At 66.4% G+C, this 19,163-nt stretch carries 16 protein-coding genes; 6 read left to right on the forward strand and 10 right to left on the reverse strand.

The window, feature by feature from the left end; all coding sequences use genetic code 11:
* Positions 1–176: 176 nt before the first annotated feature.
* The 8 genes from AC0J42_RS17480 to AC0J42_RS17515 form a co-directional block, all read right to left on the reverse strand.
* The gene (locus tag AC0J42_RS17480) at positions 177–1,421 is read right to left on the reverse strand and encodes a saccharopine dehydrogenase family protein (protein ID WP_473002685.1); all 1,245 of its coding nucleotides are present in this window, start codon (positions 1,419–1,421) and stop codon (positions 177–179) included.
* A 28-nt stretch (positions 1,422–1,449) separates the two neighbouring features.
* On the reverse strand, positions 1,450–2,547 hold the full coding sequence (locus tag AC0J42_RS17485) for a carboxynorspermidine decarboxylase (RefSeq protein WP_416424828.1): 1,098 nt from the start codon (positions 2,545–2,547) through the stop codon (positions 1,450–1,452).
* Positions 2,548–2,819: 272 nt separating this feature from the next.
* A complete protein-coding gene (locus AC0J42_RS17490) occupies positions 2,820–3,242 on the reverse strand; it encodes a PA0061/PA0062 family lipoprotein (RefSeq protein ID WP_416424829.1) in 423 nt (140 codons plus the stop codon).
* A gap of 135 nt (positions 3,243–3,377) precedes the next feature.
* Positions 3,378–4,103: a GGDEF domain-containing protein gene (locus AC0J42_RS17495; protein WP_416424830.1), complete on the reverse strand. Its 726-nt coding sequence runs from the start codon at positions 4,101–4,103 to the stop codon at positions 3,378–3,380.
* Between the two features lie 14 nt (positions 4,104–4,117).
* Positions 4,118–4,504 carry a DUF1987 domain-containing protein gene (locus tag AC0J42_RS17500; RefSeq protein ID WP_416424831.1) on the reverse strand — a complete coding sequence of 129 codons (387 nt, stop codon included), beginning with the start codon at positions 4,502–4,504 and terminating at the stop codon, positions 4,118–4,120.
* 17 nt (positions 4,505–4,521) lie between these two features.
* Positions 4,522–5,088 (reverse strand): SiaB family protein kinase, encoded by a 567-nt coding sequence (locus tag AC0J42_RS17505; protein WP_416424832.1) that lies wholly within the window; start codon positions 5,086–5,088, stop codon positions 4,522–4,524.
* On the reverse strand, positions 5,081–6,304 hold the full coding sequence (locus AC0J42_RS17510) for a SpoIIE family protein phosphatase (RefSeq protein ID WP_416424833.1): 1,224 nt from the start codon (positions 6,302–6,304) through the stop codon (positions 5,081–5,083). Before AC0J42_RS17510 ends, AC0J42_RS17505 begins: the two co-directional genes overlap by 8 nt.
* Before the next feature lie 437 nt (positions 6,305–6,741).
* Positions 6,742–7,008, reverse strand: a complete 267-nt coding sequence (locus AC0J42_RS17515) for a hypothetical protein (protein ID WP_473002688.1) — start codon at positions 7,006–7,008, stop codon at positions 6,742–6,744.
* Positions 7,009–7,139: 131 nt separating this feature from the next.
* Between AC0J42_RS17515 and AC0J42_RS17520 the strand changes: the two genes are divergently transcribed.
* Positions 7,140–8,057 (forward strand): bestrophin family protein, encoded by a 918-nt coding sequence (locus AC0J42_RS17520; protein WP_473002689.1) that lies wholly within the window; start codon positions 7,140–7,142, stop codon positions 8,055–8,057.
* Here the strand turns inward: AC0J42_RS17520 and AC0J42_RS17525 are convergent, their stop codons facing one another.
* Positions 8,058–8,486 (reverse strand): TOBE domain-containing protein, encoded by a 429-nt coding sequence (locus AC0J42_RS17525; RefSeq protein ID WP_473002691.1) that lies wholly within the window; start codon positions 8,484–8,486, stop codon positions 8,058–8,060.
* 72 nt (positions 8,487–8,558) lie between these two features.
* Positions 8,559–9,218, reverse strand: a complete 660-nt coding sequence (locus tag AC0J42_RS17530) for a M24 family metallopeptidase (RefSeq protein ID WP_473002692.1) — start codon at positions 9,216–9,218, stop codon at positions 8,559–8,561.
* A 166-nt stretch (positions 9,219–9,384) separates the two neighbouring features.
* Between AC0J42_RS17530 and AC0J42_RS17535 the strand changes: the two genes are divergently transcribed.
* From AC0J42_RS17535 to AC0J42_RS17555, 5 genes are all read left to right on the forward strand, one after another.
* Entirely contained in the window at positions 9,385–11,127 is a 1,743-nt protein-coding gene (locus tag AC0J42_RS17535) for a cytochrome c biogenesis protein DipZ (protein ID WP_473002693.1), read from the forward strand.
* Between the two features lie 231 nt (positions 11,128–11,358).
* Positions 11,359–11,616: a hypothetical protein gene (locus AC0J42_RS17540; RefSeq protein ID WP_416424839.1), complete on the forward strand. Its 258-nt coding sequence runs from the start codon at positions 11,359–11,361 to the stop codon at positions 11,614–11,616.
* A gap of 862 nt (positions 11,617–12,478) precedes the next feature.
* The gene (locus AC0J42_RS17545) at positions 12,479–14,008 is read left to right on the forward strand and encodes an FAD-dependent monooxygenase (RefSeq protein WP_416424840.1); all 1,530 of its coding nucleotides are present in this window, start codon (positions 12,479–12,481) and stop codon (positions 14,006–14,008) included.
* A 200-nt stretch (positions 14,009–14,208) separates the two neighbouring features.
* On the forward strand, positions 14,209–15,900 hold the full coding sequence (locus AC0J42_RS17550) for an AMP-binding protein (protein WP_473002694.1): 1,692 nt from the start codon (positions 14,209–14,211) through the stop codon (positions 15,898–15,900).
* Positions 15,897–19,163, forward strand: coding sequence for an acetyl-CoA carboxylase family protein (locus tag AC0J42_RS17555; protein ID WP_473002695.1), 3,267 nt, complete (start codon positions 15,897–15,899; stop codon positions 19,161–19,163). The genes AC0J42_RS17550 and AC0J42_RS17555 overlap by 4 nt, the downstream gene beginning before the upstream one ends.

Genomic DNA, 19,163 nt, shown 5'->3' on the forward strand with positions numbered 1-19,163 from the left:
GGGGAAAATCATAGTAGAAAAAACAAGGGTATCCATGGAACTTATGGATTGGATGGAATAGTTCATGAAGGGCTGGGAATGGTTTGCAGATGGCACCGAGGACGCGCGTTGCCAGCGCCTACAAAAAAGCCGCTGCCCAGGGGGCAGCGGCTTTGGTGTTACCCGCGCATCAGGGATCAGGCTAGCTGATCCCACGGGCGGTCGCCCTTGGCGTCCTTGATGCGGGTCGGCAGGCCCATCACGTCCAGCGCCTTGAGGAACGGCTCGGCTGGCAGCTCCTCGACGTTGACCATGCGCTGCGCGTCCCACTCGCCACGGGCGACCAGCAAGGCAGCGGCCACCGGTGGCACGCCAGCGGTGTAGGAGATGCCCTGGCTGTCGGTCTCGGCGTAGGCTTCCTCGTGGTCGGCCACGTTGTAGATGAACAGCTCGTGCGGCTGGCCATCTTTAGTGCCCTTGACCAGGTCGCCGATGCAGGTCTTGCCGGTGTAGCCCGGTGCCAGGGACGAGGGGTCCGGCAGCACGGCCTTGACCACTTTCAACGGCACCACTTCCAGGCCTTCGGCAGTCTTGACCGGCTGTTCGGACAGCAGGCCCAGGTTTTTCAGCACGGTGAAGACGTTGATGTAGTGCTCGCCGAAGCTCATCCAGAAGCGCACGTTCGGCACGTCGAGGTTCTTGGAGATCGAGTGCACTTCGTCGTGACCGGTGAGGTACAGGTTCTGCGAACCCACTACCGGCAGGTCGTCGGTGCGCTTGACTTCGAACATGGTGTTGCTGGTCCACTGGCTGTTCTGCCAGCTCCAGACTTGCCCGGTAAATTCGCGGAAGTTGATTTCCGGGTCGAAATTGGTGGCAAAGTATTTGCCATGGGAGCCAGCATTGACGTCGAGGATGTCGATGGAGTCAATGCGGTCGAAATGCTGTTGTTTCGCCAGTGCGGCATAGGCGTTCACGACGCCCGGGTCGAAGCCCACGCCCAGGATGGCGGTAATGTTCTTCTGCTGGCATTCCTCGAGGTGTTTCCACTCGTAGTTGCCGTACCAGGGTGGCGTCTCGCAGATTTTGCCCGGTTCTTCGTGAATCGCGGTGTCCAGGTACGCCACACCGGTATCGATGCAGGCACGCAGCACCGACATGTTCAGGAACGCGGAGCCGACGTTGATGACGATCTGCGATTCGGTCTCGCGGATCAACGCCTTGGTTGCTTCGACATCCAGTGCATTCAACGCGAACGCCTTGATGTCAGCGGGCTGTTTGAGGCTGCCCTTGGCCTTGACGCTGTCGATGATGGCCTGGCATTTGGAGATGTTACGCGACGCGATGGCAATACGACCGAGTTCGTCGTTGTGCTGCGCGCACTTGTGGGCCACCACCTTGGCGACACCTCCTGCACCAATGATAAGAACGTTCTTCTTCAATTTCTTTACTTCTCCTTAAGCCGCCAGCTTACGAAAGGCTGGACAGGTAATCGTCAAAACCAAATTCACGAACCACCTCGACGGTACCGTCGAGTTGTTTCACTACGATGGACGGCATTTTCAGGCCGTTGAACCAGTTTTTCTTGACCATGGTGTAGCCGGCCGCGTCGACGAACGACAGGCGGTCGCCAATGGCCAGGGGACGGTCGAATTGGTACTCGCCGAAGATGTCGCCGGCCAGGCACGATTTGCCGCAGACCATGTAGGTGTGCTCGCCTTCGCTTGGCGCCAGCTTGGCGTTCAGGCGGTAGATCAGCAGGTCGAGCATGTGCGCTTCGATGGAGCTGTCGACCACGGCCAGGTGCTTGCCGTTGTACAGGGTGTCGAGCACGGTCACTTCCAGCGAGGCGCTCTGGGTGATGGCGGCTTCGCCCGGCTCCAGGTACACCTGCACGCCGTACTTCTGCGAGAACGCCTTCAGGCGCGCGCAGAACTCATCCAAAGCATAGCCTTCGCCGGTGAAATGGATACCGCCGCCCAGGCTCACCCACTCGACCTTGTGCAGCAGGTGGCCGAAGCGCTCTTCGATGGTGCCCAGCATCTGGTCGAACAGGCCGAAGTCGCCGTTCTCGCAGTTGTTGTGGAACATGAAGCCACTGATCTGCTCGATCACGCCTTCGACCTTCACCGGGTCCCACTCGCCCAGGCGGCTGAACGGGCGCGCCGGGTCGGCCAGCAGGTAGTCGGAGCTGCTGACTTGCGGGTTCACGCGCAGGCCCCGGACCTTGCCTTCGCTCGCCTGCGCGAAGCGTTGCAGCTGGCCGATGGAGTTGAAGATGATCTTGTCGCAGTTCTCCAGCATCTCGCCGATTTCGTCATCGGCCCAGGCAACGCTGTAGGCGTGGGTCTCGCCGGCGAATTTCTGGCGGCCCAGCTTCAGCTCGTAGAGCGAAGACGAGGTGGTGCCGTCCATGTACTGCTGCATCAGGTCGAACACCGACCAGGTGGCGAAGCACTTGAGTGCCAGCAGGGCCTTGGCGCCAGAGTGTTCGCGCACGTAGGCGATCTTCTGCATGTTGGCCAAGAGCTTGGTTTTGTCGATGAGGTAATACGGGGTCTGGATCATGTCGAAGCCTCCGGCAAGGCCAGCCAAAAAAATGGACGCGAATTGTGCCTTCTCTCAGGGCGGGGGGAAAGGGCAGATTGCGCATTTTGCTGCGTCAATGTTTCACATTGGCAGGCTGGCGGTGATTTGCGGGAGGAAATCGACGACTGGAGACTGCGTAGCCGCTGCCGCAGGCTGCGCTGGCCGTCCGCTTCACTGGAGATCTCCAGCGAGGCACAGGGCCAGCGCAGCCTGCGGCAGCGGCTACGGGTGCAGGCGCGGGACGGCGGGTATCAGCCAGCAGCGCAGGTGAACTGGTCGGTGTGCGCCACCGTGCGGCCGCGGTCGTTCACCAGGTCCACGCCCAGCGCCAGGCCCATGCTCATGCCGGTGCTGGTCTCGCGCAGCTGGTAGTGCTCGTCAGGCTTGAAGTGGGCATAGGCCAGGGTGCCGTGGCAGGTCTTGTCGTCGACGTACACGCTGCTGGCGGCGTACACCACCACCTGCATGCTGTGCTTGCCCGGCGCCACCTGGAAGTAGCGGCCGTCCTTGAGCGGGTGGCCGTCCAGCTGCTCGGCCAGCATGTTGTCGCGCGCCTCTTCCTGCAGGCCTACCCAGGCGTCGTGCGGGTCGGGCTTGGGCATCGTGCCGGCACAGGCCGAGAGCAAGGCGGCAAGGCCCAGGACAGGGATCAGCGTCAGTGCTTTCAGGTTCATGGGGTTCCTCCCGAAAAGGGTCGTTGGAGCGTTGCGCGGCAGGCTGCCGGCGATGGGCCAATCTTCGCCGAGCGCCCCTGCCCTGCCCAATGAATCCCCATGAAACGAATTTCAGACCGTTTACAGAAAAACCCGCTACGCGCCTTCCACGCGGTTGCGCCCGGCGCGCTTGGCGCGGTACAGCGCAGCGTCCGCGCTGCCGTAGGCCAGGTCGAAGCCGGTGCCCGCCGGGTGGGCGCTGACGCCGAAGCTGGCGGTGACCGGGCGGTTCACCGGGTGCATGAACACGTGGCCGGCGATGGCCGCGCGCATGGCCTCGGCCACGCCCAGGCCGTCATCGAGGTTGCCGCCGGGCAGCAGCACGGTGAACTCCTCGCCACCCACGCGGCCGATCAGCCCGCGCTCGCCGACGATCTGCCGCAGGCAGCCGACGATGCCCTGGATCACGCCGTCGCCGGCGGGGTGGCCGTACTCGTCGTTGACCTTCTTGAAGTGGTCGATGTCCAGCACGATCATCGCCACGCCAATACGTGACAGGGTGCTGCTGGTCTGCTCGATGATCGCGCCGCGGTTCAGCACCCCGGTCAGGGCGTCGTGGGTGGCGCGGTGTTCCAGCTGCCGGGCCAGTATCTGCAGCTGCGCGTTGAGGGTGTTCATCTCGCGCTCGGCGCGGTCGCTGCGGCCGATCAGCCGGCGCGTCTCGCGGATCAGGCGCTCGAAATGCAGGGCCATGTCCACCAGCGACTGGCGGTACAGGTCGGCATCGGCCTGGGGCAAGGCCAGCACGCCGCGCGCGTGTTGCAGGGCGTCGAACTCGCTCTTGAACAGGTCGGGCACCCCTTCGGTCAACGCTACCGGCATCACGGAACTCCTCATCAACTGGCCACGGGCTGGTCGTTGAACTGGATGGCGGTGAAGTCCGCCTGCAGCTCTTCGCCGAATTCGAAAATCGTCTCGTCTTCTTCGTCGTGGTACCAGTTGACGATGACTTCATTGCCGGCCTGGGCGGCCTGGTCCAGGGCGTCGAAAATGCTGAAGAGCATCTTCGTGCTGGAGCTGTTGAAGTAGGCCAGGGCGATGTTGGCGGTGATGCACTCGCCGCTGCAGGCCTCCAGGTAGCTGCGCAGGTGCTGCACCACGGGGGCGTAGAACGCCGCGGCGTTTTCCGGGTAGGACTCGCCCTTGAGGGTCAGCAGGTGCTGGTCGAATCGGAAGTCGACTTCCGGCGATGTGGCACTGGCTTCAACGTAGAAATTATCCATTTTCAGTGTGTCTCTACTCAGATCGTGGCTTTGAGGCAGAACAGCGAGGTGCCCGGTTCGTCCGCACGCGGATGGAAGCTGAATTCCAGTGGCGCGCTGGCGTCGCGGGCCATGGTCAGGAAGCCCAGGCCGGCGCCCTTGCTGTCCTCGGGGGTTTCGGCGCGCAGGACCACCTTGTAGGCCTGCTTGATTTCATCGATGGACATCTTGCACAGCGCCAGCAGCTTTTCGCGCAGGCGCTCGACGTCGTCGGTGGCGATGGGGTTGGCGCATTGCATCAGGTAGCGGTCGCCCTCGGCGCTGATGCACACCGCACCCTGGCGCACCGAGGCGTCCTCGGCCACCGGCGTGCGCAGGCAGTCGGAGGAATAGTGGATGATGTTCTGGGACTGCTCCACGAACGACGAGAACAGCTTGCGCCGGGTGGGGCCGCTGACGCCGGCTACTTCCAGCTGCAACTTCATCACCTCGGCCATGGTGGTGATGATGCTGTGGCTGAAATAGCCCATGTGATAGAAGATCACGTTGCGCTGCTGGGCAAGGTCGAAAAAGGTGCAGTCCTGTGTAGTGTGTGGGTTAGCCATGGTCGTTCCTGAGCCGGGCGCAAAATAGGGTGAGGTCGTCACGTCGTGTTTGCGTTCCCTGCCAACCCGCCAGTGCACGTTGCAATTCATTGCAGATGGCAGCCGCCGGCGCCTGGCGGTGGGCCAGGAGCGTGTCGAATGCCTTGCGTTTTCCAAACGCAATTCGTTTTGGTCCGCCAATCTGGTCGGTCAGGCCGTCGGTGGCGATGAACATCAGGCTGCCCGGCTGCATCGGCACTTCCTCGCAGCGCCATGCGTAATCCAGCTCGCTGGCCACGTAGCCGACGCCCATGCGCTGGCCGGCCAGGGTCTCGACCTGGGCGGCGCCGGGGTGCAGCACCGACAGGCCCAGGCGCGCGCCGGCGAAGCTGAGCACCTGGCGGGCGCTGTCGAACCAGAAGAACGCGGCGTCCAGGCCGTCGTCCGACTCGGGGTGTTCCTGGCCGCCTTCCACCTGCCCCAGCAGTTCCTTGACGCTGCGGTTCACTGCCGACAGCAGCCGTGCCGGGTCGCGCGGGCCACACTGGGCCAGCGCGCGGGTCAGCGACGATGAAGCAATCAAGGTCATGAAGGCGCCGGGCACGCCGTGGCCGGTGCAGTCGGCGATGGCGCCGAACCAGCCGTCGTCGTAGGCGCCAAAATGGTAGAAGTCGCCACCCACCACGTCGCGCGGTTCCCACAGCAGCGCGGCGTCATCGAGCATCGACTTCAGCGCATCGCGCGAGGCGCGCAGCATGGCGCGCTGGATCACGCTGGCGTACTCGATGCTCTGCATCATCTGCCGGTTCTTTTCCGCCTGCATGGCGGCCACCACGCCCATCAACTGCAGGCCGTTGCCCAGGCCGGCGAAGTCGCCACCACGGGTGACGATGAAACCGTCGGACAGGGCCTTCTCGCCGTACTCCACGGTCTTGAAGGTCAGCGCCTCGATGCTCATCTGCGCATCGACAATCAGCGGTTCCTTGTCCATGAAGGCGATGCAGCTTTTCTTGTCATACAGCTCGCGGTGGAACGGCCGGCTCATCTGCGACAGGAAGATATTGCGGTTGATCAGGCCGATGGGCCGGCGCCCTTCCACCACCGCCAGGCAGGTCATCTCTTTTTGCGAAGTAAAAATATCCATGACCAGCGCGTTGGTGGCGCTGGATTCAATGGCGGGCACTTCCTTGCACAGGTCACCGGCACAGCGGTGATCGCGGGGAAGTTTCGGACGCATGAAGGGGAAGGTTTCTGCGTGCATGGTGTATGGCCGACCCGAAGTGAAGGCGCGATGCTAGCCATACAATGTTAAAATGATATTACAACCCCAAATTCCCCTCCCCCGTAGCAGCTGCCGAAGGCGGCGTCCGGGTGCCCCGCGGTATGCCGGAAACAGCGCGGCGCCTTGGACGCGGCCTGTGGCCGCTGCTACAACCGCGATGCAGACGATGCCCGCCCCTGTAGCAGCTGCCGCAGGCTGCGTCCTCGCCCCCACGCCGTGTCAGGCCCGGGACGCAGCCTTGCGGCAGCTGCTACGCGAATGCCTATACCGTATAAATCGCGTCGCCTGCATCGCGGCCAAGGCCGGCTCCTACCACGAACGGTGTAGGAGCCGACTTTAGTCGCGATGCAGACGACGCCATTTCGAGACAGCCGCCATCTCGACGCCCGGGCCTACTTATGCCGGTACAGCGCATCCCGGCGCTTGTCCAGGCTGGCCTGGCGCTTGGCGATGTCGGCTTCAAGCTCGGCCAGGCGGTCTTCGCCGCAGGCAATGGCCGCCAGCTTGCTGGGGTACAGCTCGTCCACGTGGTAGTTGCGGCCCGACTCGGTGCGGTCGTAGCCGCTGGCCGCGTAGCCGGGGCCGATCAGCTCGATTTCCAGGGGCTGGAAGCTGCGGGTCAGCAGCCAGGCCGTGTAGGGATAGATTCTTTCGCGCATTGCAGCGTTCCAGGGGCCAAAATGAACGGGTAGGATGCACCAGCGGGCCATTCGCTATATACCAAATGATATAGCGCTTGGGCCGCCCACGGCAAATCCCCTTTCCCGCCCCGCAGGAGCCCGATGCGCGCATGATCATCCGCCCCCACAACCCCTCCGCCCTGACGCTGCTGTTTTCGTTGAAGGGTTCGATCATCCCGGCCATCTGGCGCAAGGTGCTGTTCACGGTGCTGATCAGCTCGGCGGTGGTGGCCATCCACGGCACCCTGTTCCACTTCAAGGTGGTGCTCACGGCCACGCCGTTCACCCTGTGGGGCCTGACCCTGGCGATCTTCCTCGGCTTTCGCAATACCGTGGCCTACCAGCGTTTCTGGGAAGCCCGGACCTTGTGGGGGGAGTTGTTGATCGTCAGCCGCAACCTCACGCGCCAGACCCTGAGCCTGCTGCCCAGCCTGGCCGCGGAGCAGCGCGAACAGCTGGGCCACAGCCTGGTGGCGTTCGCCTATGTGCTCAAGCATTTCCTGCGCCGCGAGGCGGTGGCGCCGCAGACCCTGGAGCGCCTGGACGAACACGCGCGGCACGTGGTGCTGGGCCACCAGAACCCGCCCAGCGCGCTGCTGGGCCTGCTGGGCAAGCGCTACCAGGACGCCGCGCGCCAGGCCGGCGCCGGCGAGCAAGTGCAGATGGGCATCGACCAGCAGCTGACGCGGCTGTCCTACGTGCTGGGCGGTTGCGAGCGCATCAAGAACACGCCCATCCCCTACCCCTACATCCTGCTGCTGCACCGCACCGTGCACATCTACTGCTTCCTGCTGCCGTTCTGCCTGATCGACAGCATCGGCTGGTTCACCCCGGTGGCAGTGTGCATCCTGGCGTACACCTTCTTCGGCCTGGACGCCCTGGGCGACCAGATCGCCGACCCGTTCGACCTGCAACCCAACGACCTGCCGCTGAACGCCATGTGCCGGCACATCGAGATTGCCGTGCAGGAACTGCTGGAGGTGCCCGCCGCCCTGCCCGAAGAGCCCGAGGACGGCGTGCTGATGTAATCAGTCGGCCACGCCGAGGATGATGTGCGACGCCTTGATCAGCGCCGTGGCCGTCACGCCCGGGGCCAGGCCCAGCTCCTGCACGGCCTCGCGGGTGACGATGGAAAACACCTCGGTGCCGCCGGCCAGGCGCAGCACCACTTCGGCGTTCACCGCGCCGTCGCCGACGCGCACCACCTGGCCCTGCAGGCTGTTGCGCGCCGAGAAGCGGTAGCCGCCGGTGTCGGTCACCAGCACCACCCACGGCGCCTTGACCAGCGCCACCGCTTCCTTGCCCACCGCCAGGCCCAGGCTGTTGACGCTGGCCAGGGTCACCACCGCCACCAGCGTCTCGCCGCCGGGCAGGGCCAGCGCCACCTCGGCGTTCACCGCCCCCGGGTTGACCTGGCTGACGGTGCCCTTGAATACGTTGCGTGCGCTGACTTTCATGCGGTGCTTCCCTGTGAGTGGCAATCGAGGCGCCATCATCGGTATTGGCGCTATGTGCTTACAACCATAGCGCTACACCAGCAGGTCTTCGTAGAAGGCGCCGTACGGCAGGCTCGGGTGCGCCAGCTGGATCTCCAAAATCCACAGCCCGGCGTTGGGCGCCTGCTCGAAATCGCCCAGGTCGCCGCCGCGGTAGATGGCGTGGGGGAAGTCGCTGACGCGGTGGCCCTTGATGTTCAGGTTCAGCACCCAGCCCATCTCCCGCGCCTGGGCGTCGGCGTAGTCGTACAGCGCCTGGCCGGTGACCTGCTCGGCGCGCCAGAAGGCTTCGACGCGGTCGAACAGGGCCTTGGCCGCGGCGGCGCAGGCGATTTTCTGCGGGTCGCTGCCGGTGGTGAACGTGGCGCCGGCGTCGCCTTCATGGCCTTGCCACACGGCGCCCATGTCGATGAAGTAGATGTCGTCCTCGCCCAGCACCGGGTCGCCCTCGGAGCGCTGCTTGAAGGTCTTCAGGGTGTTGGCGCCAAAGCGCACCAGCAGCGGGTGCCAGATACGCTGCATGTCCAGCTCCTGCAGCACCTGCTTGCCCAGCTCGCGGGCCTGGGATTCGAGCATGCCTGGCGCGATGCGCCGGGACAGCAGCTCGATGGCCTGCCAGGTCATGGCCTGGGCGTGCTGCATCGAGGCCAGGCTGTAGGACGGGCCGACGGCCTCTTTGGAGAAAGCATTCATCACGGTGACTCCTGTTATCGTTCCATTAGCGCTATACAGCCAACTATATAGCGATACCTTGCGCAGCAGATATCACAAAATGTTTAACTGGCCGTGAGGATTCCACGAGCGCGGGATGGTTAGCATTCCCACAACGCCATTCACCCCGCCTGAAAAGGACAAGTTCATGCTGCTACTACTGATCGTCTACCTGGGGGGCGTGTTGACCATCGTCAGCCCCTGCATCTTGCCGGTGCTGCCGTTCGTGTTCGCCCGCACCGGCCAGCCCTTCGTCAAGAGCGGCCTGCCGCTGCTGGCCGGCATGGCCGTGACCTTCGCCCTGGTGGCTTCCCTGGCCGCGGTGGGCGGTGCCTGGGTGGTGCAGTTGAACCAGTATGGCCGCTGGCTGGCGCTGGTGTTCGTGGCGCTGTTCGGCCTGACCCTGCTGCTGCCGCAGCTGGCCGAGCGCCTGACCCGGCCGTTGGTGGCCGCCGGTAGCCGACTGTCGGAAGCCGCTGGCACCACCAACCAGCCGCGCCCCGGCGCCTCGTTCCTGATCGGCGTGGCAACCGGCCTGCTATGGGCGCCTTGCGCCGGCCCCATCCTTGGCCTGGTGCTGACCGGCGCCGCCCTGCAGGGCGCCAGCGTCGGCACCACGTTGTTGCTGCTGGCCTACGCCGCCGGCGCCGCCACCTCGCTGGCCGCCGCGCTGCTGGTGGGCGGCAAGCTGTTCGCCGCCATGAAACGCGCCCTGGGCGTGGGCGAGTGGATCCGCCGCGGCCTGGGCGCCTTGATGCTGGCCGGCGTCGCCGCCATTGCCCTGGGCCTGGACACCGGCGTGCTGGCGCAGCTATCCACTGCCAGCACCGGCGGCCTGGAACAGCACCTGGTGGACCGCGTGCTGGGCGAGAAAAACCGCCCCGTGCAGGCCGCCGCCGTTACCGTCAGCGACACCCAGCCACTGCCGGTGGAAGGCGACCTGCCGGCGCTGGACGGCGCCGTGCAATGGCTGAACTCGCCACCGCTGACCGCCGAGGCGCTGAAGGGCAAGGTGGTGTTGGTGGACTTCTGGACCTACTCCTGCATCAACTGCCTGCGCACCCTGCCCTACCTCAAGGCCTGGGCCGCCAAGTACCACGACCAGGGCCTGGTGGTGATCGGCGTGCACGCCCCCGAATTCGCCTTCGAGCGCGACGTGGGCAACGTCACCGCGGCCATGAAGAAGCTCGGCATCACCTACCCTGTGGCCATCGACAACGACTACAAGATCTGGCGCGCCTTCGACAACGAATACTGGCCCGCCCACTACTTCGTCGACGCCCAGGGCAAGATCCGCTTCCACCACTTCGGCGAAGGCGAATACGAGCAGTCCGAACGGGTCATCCAGCAACTGTTGCGCGAAGCCGGCCACGGCCAGTTCAACAGCGACCTGGTGAACATCGACGCCCAAGGGGTGCAGCAGGCCGCCGACAACCAGGACATGCGCTCGCCAGAAACCTACGTGGGCTACCGCCGCTCGGAAAACTTCGCCTCCACCCCGGCGCTGGCCGCCGACAAGGACGCCCACTATCAATTGCCCGCCCAGCCGCAGCTGAACCAGTGGGGCGTGGAAGGCCAATGGCGAATCGGCGCCGAACAGGCCACCCTCAGCCAGGCCAACGGCCGCATCGCCTACCGCTTCCAGGCCCGCGACCTGCACCTGGTGCTGGGCCCCGGCACCAACGGCCAGCCTGTGCGCTTCAAGGTGCTGATCGACGGCAAGGCGCCGGGCGACGCCCACGGCACCGACGTTGCGCCGGACGGCAGCGGCCAGGTCACCGAGCAGCGCCTGTACCAGCTGGTGCGCCAGCCCGGGGACATCAGCCAGCACACCTTCAGCATCGAGTTCCTTGACCCGGGTGTCTCGGCCTATGCCTTCACCTTTGGCTGACCGCCGCCATGGGCTGGGCGAACGTGCAGGGTTGCTCGACCCGGGCGCCTGAATCAACCCCGACCATGGCCGCAGGCGCCTGTGCGCCCTGCGCCAACCGGCGCCCTAGAGGCGCCGATGGCGGTAATCATCGAAATCGATAGTCACTATGCCCGCAGGTGGTTTTTCCTGCGCGGCGGCCGGTCGTAAAGTTGGCTCCATCTTCTCCACCACCTAATCTGGAGCCTCACCATGAAACCTGTAATCACCTTCAGCCTTGCCCTGTCACTGATGGCCACCGGCAGCGCTTTCGCCACCCCGCAAACTGTCACCAGCCACCCCCAGGCCACCGTGGCCCAGGACGGCGCCGAACACGCCCGCGACCGCAACATGCGCATGGCCGAGAACGGCAGCGAACATGTGCTGCCGCACCAGCATGCGGAGCAACAGGCGCCGATTTATGTGGCGGAAGTGCGTCGTGAGTTTGGTTCTGACTATCAGCGTTATTGAGATGCTGCGCGGCAAACAGGCCCGGTTCATTGAACCGGGCTTTTTTATGCCCGAACAAACCCGGAGAGCCGCCGGCTCGAGCTTTTGATCCGGCCTTTGCTTTTGATCTGGCTTTTGATCTGGCTTTTGATCTTGATCTTGATCTTGGCCCCGTTAAGCGCCCGGGCCGACCGGAGGCGTTGATCAAGCGGGCCTCGGCGGAGCCGAGGAAGACGGAACCGGAGGCGCTTCTATTCCGGGCCGTCGTCCGCTTGAGCGACGCCGGAGGGAGGGGACCCGTAGCGCAGCGGAGGGCCCAAGCAGGGGCGAGAATTTTTGGTTACTTTTTTTTCGACTGAAAAAAGTGACCCGGCGTAAGGCCGGAACGGTCGGTGGTCGCACCACGAAAATGGATATGTCCGAAACCCTAAAAAGCGGGATCCACATATCGTGAACATATCCATTACCTAGGGTGATGCACAATCACCTTTCCGCCCTTACGGCGGGTCACTTTTTGACAAACGCCTCAAAAAGTAACCAAAAAAGGCTTGCCCCTGCTTGGGCCCTCCGCTGCGCTACGGGTCCCCTCCTTCCGGCGCCGCTCAACGGGCAGACGGCACCCGCTATAGAAGCCTGCGGGTTACCGTCTCTTCGGTCTGCGGCCTCGGCCCTTCGGGCAGCCCGTTGAGCGACGCCTCCAGTCGGCCCGGGCGCTTTACGGGGCATACAATCAAGATCAAGAGCAAGATCAAAAACCACATCAAAAACCAGATCAAAAGCCGGATCAAAAGCCGGATCAAAAGCCGGATCAAAAGCCGGATCAAAAGCAGATCAAGTTACGCCCTGCCATACTGGAATCTACCCCGTCCACGAGGTAACCACCATGCAACGCTGCGACGTGCTCATCGTCGGTGCCGGCCCCACCGGCCTTGCCCTGGCCCTGTGGCTAAGCGCCCAGGGCATCCAGCCGCGCATCATCGACCAGGCCCTGGAACCCGGCACCACCTCCCGCGCCCTGGCGGTACAAGCCCGCACCCTGGAGCTCTACCAGCAACTGGACCTCAGCGACCATATCCTGCGCCACGGTCACACCGTGGCCGCCATCAACCTGTGGGTCAAGGGCACGGCGGTCGCGCACCTGCCGTTCTCCAACATCGGCGAAGGCCTGACGCCCTACAGCTTCCTGGAGATATTCCCCCAGGACGAACACGAACGCCTGCTGATCGAACGCCTGCAAGCCCAGGGCATCAGCGTGGAGCGCGGCGTGACCCTGCGCGGCCTCGTCGACCAGGGCGAGCAGGTGCTGGCGCAGCTGCAACACCCTGACGGGCACCTGGAGTCCTGCGTGGCCAGCTACCTGGCCGGCTGCGACGGCGCCCGCTCCACCACCCGCAACGCCCTGGGCAGCGGTTTTCCCGGTGGCACCTACCAGCAGGTGTTCTACGTCGCCGACGTGGTCGGCCAGGGCCCGGCGTTCAATGGCGAGCTGCACGTGGACCTCGACGAAGCCGACTTCCTGGCCGTGTTCCCACTGGCCGGCACCGGCCGCGCGCGGCTGATCGGCACCGTGCGCGACGAGCGTGCCGCCCGCGCCGACAGCCTGCAGTTCGAAGACATCAGCCGCCGCGCCATCGACCACCTCAAGGTGCAGGTGGACCAGCTGAACTGGTTCTCCACCTACCACGTACACCACCGGGTCACCGAACAGTTCCGCCATGGCCGGGTGTTCCTGCTCGGTGACGCAGCGCACATCCACAGCCCGGCCGGCGGCCAAGGCATGAACACCGGCATCGGCGACGCCATCAACCTGGCGTGGAAACTGGCCAGCGTGCTCAAGGGCAACGCCGACGACAGCCTGCTGGACAGCTACGAGCAGGAACGCATCGGCTTCGCCCGGCAGCTGGTGGCCACCACCGACCGCGTGTTCACCTTCGCCACCGCCCAGGGGCCCATGGCCGACCTGCTGCGCACCCGCCTGGCGCCGCTGCTGATTCCCAGGGCGCTGGCCCTGGGCCCGGTGCGCGACTGGCTGTTCCGCACCGTGGCGCAACTCACCCTGCACTACCGCCACAGCGCCCTCAGCGACGGCGTCGCCGGCCACGTGCACGGCGGCGATCGGCTGCCCTGGGTGGCCTTCGACGGCACCGACAACTTCGCCCCGCTGAAAGCCATCGAGTGGCAGGTGCACGTGTACGGCGACGCCGATGAAAAGCTGCGCGCCGTGTGCGAAGCCGAGGGCCTGCCCCTGCACGTCTTCCCCTGGCAAGCCGCCTTCGACCACACCGGCTTCGCCCGCAACGCCCTGTACCTGATACGCCCGGACGGCTACGTGGCCCTGGCCACCGGCGACCACCTGGCCATCACCCTCACCGACTACCTGGCCCGCAGCGCCCGCCGCCCACCGGCACTGTAGCGGCCCCGCGAAGGCGGAGCCGCTGCCGCAGGCTGCGCTGGCCCTTTGTGCCACTGAAGATCTCCCGGGTGTACACCGGCCAGCGCAGCCTGGCGGCAACGGCTACGGGAAATTGCGATGCATTCACGTGGCTGATCCTGCCCCGGCAACAGGATAGACATGGCTAAGCTGACCCCACCCGCCCCCGCCGAGGCCACTCCATGGACGAAGCAACCTACCTGGCACAGCTACAGCAACGCTGGGCCCAGGCCTGGCCCGCCGACGTGCCCCGCACCGCCCAATACCCCCTGGGCGAACGGCCGCTCACCGAGTACCTGCGTCATTGGGCAACGGTCCAGCCTGACCACCCGGCCCTGCACTTCTACGGCCACAGCCTGACCTACCGCGAGCTGGACCAGCTCAGCGACCGCTGCGCCGCGCTGCTGAGCAGCCTGGGCGTGGCGGCGGGCGACCGGGTCGCCGTGCTGCTGCCCAATTGCCCGCAAATGCACATTGCCTTCCTCGGCATTCTCAAATGCGGCGCCGTGCACGCCCCGGTCAGCCCGCTGTCCCAGCACCTGGAGCTGGCCCACCAGCTTGGCGATTGCGGTGCCACCGTGCTGATCGGCCTCGACCAACTGCTGCCGCTGGTGCAGCAGGTACGCGACCGCACGGCCCTGCACACCTTGATCGCCACCAGCCTCAGCGAACTGCGCCCGGCGCGACCCACGCTGCCCGTCCCCGACCTGTTGAAGGCGCCGAAACGGCCAGTGGCCGACGCCCTGGACTTCTACCCGGCGCTCGCCGCCTGCCAGGCCGCCGTGCCCGAACACCCGGTGCAGCTCGACGACATCGCCGCGCTCAACTACACCGGCGGCACCACCGGCCTGCCCAAGGGCTGCATCCACACCCACCGCGACATGCTCTACACCTGCGCCAGCTTCGTGCCCACCGCCCTGGGCTGCGACCGCCACGCGGTGAGCCTGAACTTCCTGCCGCAGTTCTGGATCGCCGGGGAAAACGCCGGCTTGCTGTTCCCCCTCTACAGCGGCTGCAGCCTGGTGCTGCTGGCGCGCTGGGAGCCGCTGGCGTTCATGGCCGCCGTGGCCCATTACCGCGTGACCCACACCGGCATGCTGGTGGACAACCTCGCCGAGGTGCTGGACCACCCGCAGGCGGGGGACCACGACCTGGGTTCGCTGCAACGGGTGGGCGCGATTTCGTTCATCAAGAAGCTGACCCTGGACTACCGCCGGCGCTGGCACGCGCTGACCGGCTGCACGCTGTTCGAGTTCAGCTTCGGCATGACCGAGACCCACACCTGCGACACCTTCACCTATGGCCTGCAGGCCGATGACCTCGACCTGCGCGAAGCCCCCACGTTCGTCGGCCTGCCGGTGCCCGGCACGCAGTTCAAGGTGTGTGACTTCGACAGCGGCGCGCTGCTGCCCCTGGGCAGCACCGGTGAGCTGTGCGTGCGTTCGCCGGCGCTGTTCAAAGGCTACTGGCAGCGCCCCGACGCCAGCGCCCAGGCCCTGCGCGATGGCTGGCTGCACACCGGCGACCTTGGCCAGATCAGCGAACAAGGCTTTATCCGCTACCTGGGCCGGCGCCGGGAAATGCTCAAGGTCAACGGCATGAGCGTGTTCCCCAGCGAGCTGGAGGCGCTGCTGGGCCAGCACCCCGCCGTGCTGGCCAGCGCGGTGCTGGGGCGCGCCCACGCGGTGCGCGGCCAGGAGCCGGTAGCCTTCATCGTGCTCAAGCCTGGCAGCGAGGAAACCGCCGACAGCCTGGTGCAGTGGTGCCTGGGCGCCATGGCCCGCTACAAAGTCCCGCAGGTGCGCCTGGTCGAGGGCCTGCCCATGACCGCCACCGGCAAAGTCAAGAAACAGGAATTGGAAGCCCTACTGTGACCCCAGCCATCACCCGCCTGCTGATCGCCAACCGTGGCGAAATCGCCATCCGCATCGCCCGCGCCGCCGCCGAACTGGGCATCACCAGCGTGGCCGTCTTCAGCGAGGACGACGGCGACGCCCTGCACCGGCGCAAGGCCGACGAACAGGTGGCCCTGCGCGGCCGCGGCGCCCCGGCCTACCTGGACCGGGCGCAGCTGGTCGCCATTGCCCGTGACCACGGCTGCCAGGCCATACACCCCGGCTACGGTTTTCTCAGCGAAAACGCCGACTTCGCCCGCGACTGCGCGGCAGCCGGGCTGATCTTCGTCGGGCCGTCGCCCCAGGCCCTGGCGCTGCTGGGCGACAAGGCCCAGGCCCGCGCCCTCGCCGCGCGCTGCGGCGTGCCGATCGCCACCGGCAGCGCTGGTGCCATCGACCTGGCCACGGCGCGCCAGCTGCTGCAACACGGCCCCATCATGCTCAAGGCCCTGGCGGGCGGCGGTGGCCGTGGCATGCGCGCGGTGCGCAGCGAGGCCGAACTGCTGGCCGCCTTCCCCCTGTGCCAGGCCGAGGCCCTGGCCGCCTTCGGCCAGGACGCGCTGTACGCCGAGCGCCTGATCGAAGCCGCGCGGCATATCGAAGTGCAGGTGGTGGGCGACGGCCACGCCGTCAGCCACCTGTGGGAGCGCGACTGCAGCCTGCAACGCCAGCACCAGAAGCTGCTGGAGATCGCCCCCGCGCCCTTCCTCGCCCCAGCCCTGCGCCAGGCGCTGCTGGACGCCGCCCTGAGCCTGGCCCGCGCCTGCGAATACCAGGGCATCGGCACCTTCGAGTTTCTCGTCGACGAGGCCGCCGGCCAGTTCGTGTTCATGGAGGCCAACCCGCGCCTGCAGGTGGAACACACCATCACCGAGGCCATCACCGGCGTCGACCTGGTGCAGGCCCAACTGCGCCTGGCCCAGGGCCACAACCTGGCCGAGCTGGGCCTGGCAGAGCCGCCGCGTGCCCAGGGCGTGGCCGTGCAGGCGCGGATCAACCTGGAGCGCATGCAGGCCGACGGCAGCGCGCGCGCCAGCGGCGGCCTGATCAGCGCCTATGAACCGCCCAGCGGCAGCGGCCTGCGCGTGGACGGCTGCGGTTACGCCGGCCTGCACAGCCACCCCGGCTTCGACTCGCTGCTGGCCAAGCTGGTGGTCCACGCCGAGGACCTGCCCACCGCGCTGCGCCGCGCCTACCGGGCGCTGTGCGAGTTCCGCCTGGAGGGCGTGGCCAGCAACCTCGGTTTCCTGCAGAACCTGCTGTTGCGCCCGGAGCTGGCCCGACAGGCGCTGACCACCGGTTTCATCGGCGCCCAGTTGCCGGCGTTGCTGGCAGCGCCCGCAGTGCCGCACCCCAGCCTGTTCGCCGCGGCCGCCGTGGCGCCATCCGGGCCCAGTCAGGCGCCGTTACAACTGCCGCCCGGCAGCGTGGCGGCGACCGCACCGGGCCAGGGCGTGCTGATCAGCCATGAAGTAGCGCCCGGCGACCACGTACGCCAGGGCCAGGAGCTGGCCGTGCTGGAAGCCATGAAGATGCACTTCGTGCTCAAGGCCGACCGCGACGCCATCGTCCAGCAACTGCTGGGCAGCCCCGGCGACACCATCAGCGAGGGCCAGCCTTTGTTGATTCTGCAGCCAGCGGACCTGGCCACCGGCGAGGACCACAGCGAACAGGCCGTGGACCTTGACGAAATGCGCGCCGACCTCGCCGAGGCCCTGGAACGGCACGCGCTGACGCTGGATGAACGCCGCCCCGAGGCCGTCGCCAAGCGCCACGCCAAGGGCCTGCGCACTACCCGGGAAAACCTCGCCGACCTGCTCGACCCGGGCAGTTTCAGCGAATACGGCAACCTGGCGCTGGCCGCCCAGCGCCGCCGGCGCAGTCTCGAAGAGTTGATCGCCCAGAGCCCGGCAGACGGCCTGGTGGCCGGCACCGGCACGGTCAACGCCGCGCTGTTCGGCGCCCAGGCCGCGCGCTGCCTGGTGCTGGCCTACGACTACAGCGTGTTCGCCGGCACCCAGGGCATGATGAACCACAAGAAAACCGACCGCCTGCTGGGCCTGGCGCGCGAGTGGCAGCTGCCGGTGGTGCTGTTTGCCGAAGGCGGCGGTGGCCGCCCCGGCGACACCGATTTCGTTGGCGTGGCGGGCCTGGACTGCCACACCTTCGTGGCCATGGCCGGGCTGTCGGCGCAGGTGCCGTTGGTGGGCGTGGTCTCGGGCCGCTGCTTTGCCGGCAACGCCGCGCTGCTGGGCTGCTGCCACGTGATCATCGCCACCCGCGACGCCAGCATCGGCATGGCCGGCCCGGCGATGATCGAGGGCGGTGGCCTGGGCCGTTTCAGCGCCGAAGAAGTCGGCCCCAGCCACGTGCAGAGCGCCAATGGCGTAATCGACGTGCTGGTCGACGACCAGGCGCAGGCGGTGGCGATGGCCAAGCGTTACCTGGCCTACTTCCAGGGCCCGCTGAACGACTGGCAGTGCGCCGACCAGCGCCTGCTGCGCCAGGCCATCCCGGCGAACCGCCTGCGTGGCTACGACATTCGCACGCTGATCGACACCTTGGTGGACGAGGCGTCCTGCCTGGAGCTGCGCCGCGACTTCGCCCCCGGGCTGATCACCGCTCTGGTGCGCATCGAAGGCCGGCCGTTTGGCCTGCTGGCCAACAATCCGCTGCACCTGGGCGGCGCCATCGACGCTGTGGCCGGCGACAAGGCCGCGCGCTTCATGCAGCTGTGCGAGCGCTTCGGCCTGCCGCTGCTGTCGTTGTGCGACACCCCAGGCTTCATGGTCGGCCCGGCGGCGGAACAGCAGGCCACGGTGCGCCATGTGTCACGGCTGTTCGTCACCGCTGCCAGCCTCAGCGTGCCGTTCTTCACCGTGGTGCTGCGCAAGGGCTACGGCCTGGGCGCCCAGGCCATGGCCGCCGGCAGCTTCCACAGCCCAGTGTTCACCATCGCCTGGCCCAGCGCCGAGTTCGGCGCCATGGGCCTGGAGGGCGCGGTGCAGCTGGGCTTCGCCAAGGAACTGGCGGCGCAACCGAGCCCCGAGGCGCGCCAGGCGCTGTACGACAAGCTGGTGGCCAAGGCCTACCAGAACGGCAAGGCCATCAACATGGCGAGCTTCCTCGAGATTGATGCCGTGATCGACCCGCAGGACACCCGCGCCTGGCTGATCCGCGGCCTGAACGCCCTGCCGCCCCGCAAGCACGGCAGCGCGCCGGGGTTCGTCGATACCTGGTAA

Source organism: Pseudomonas sp. Tav-5-1A, assembly GCF_055755055.1.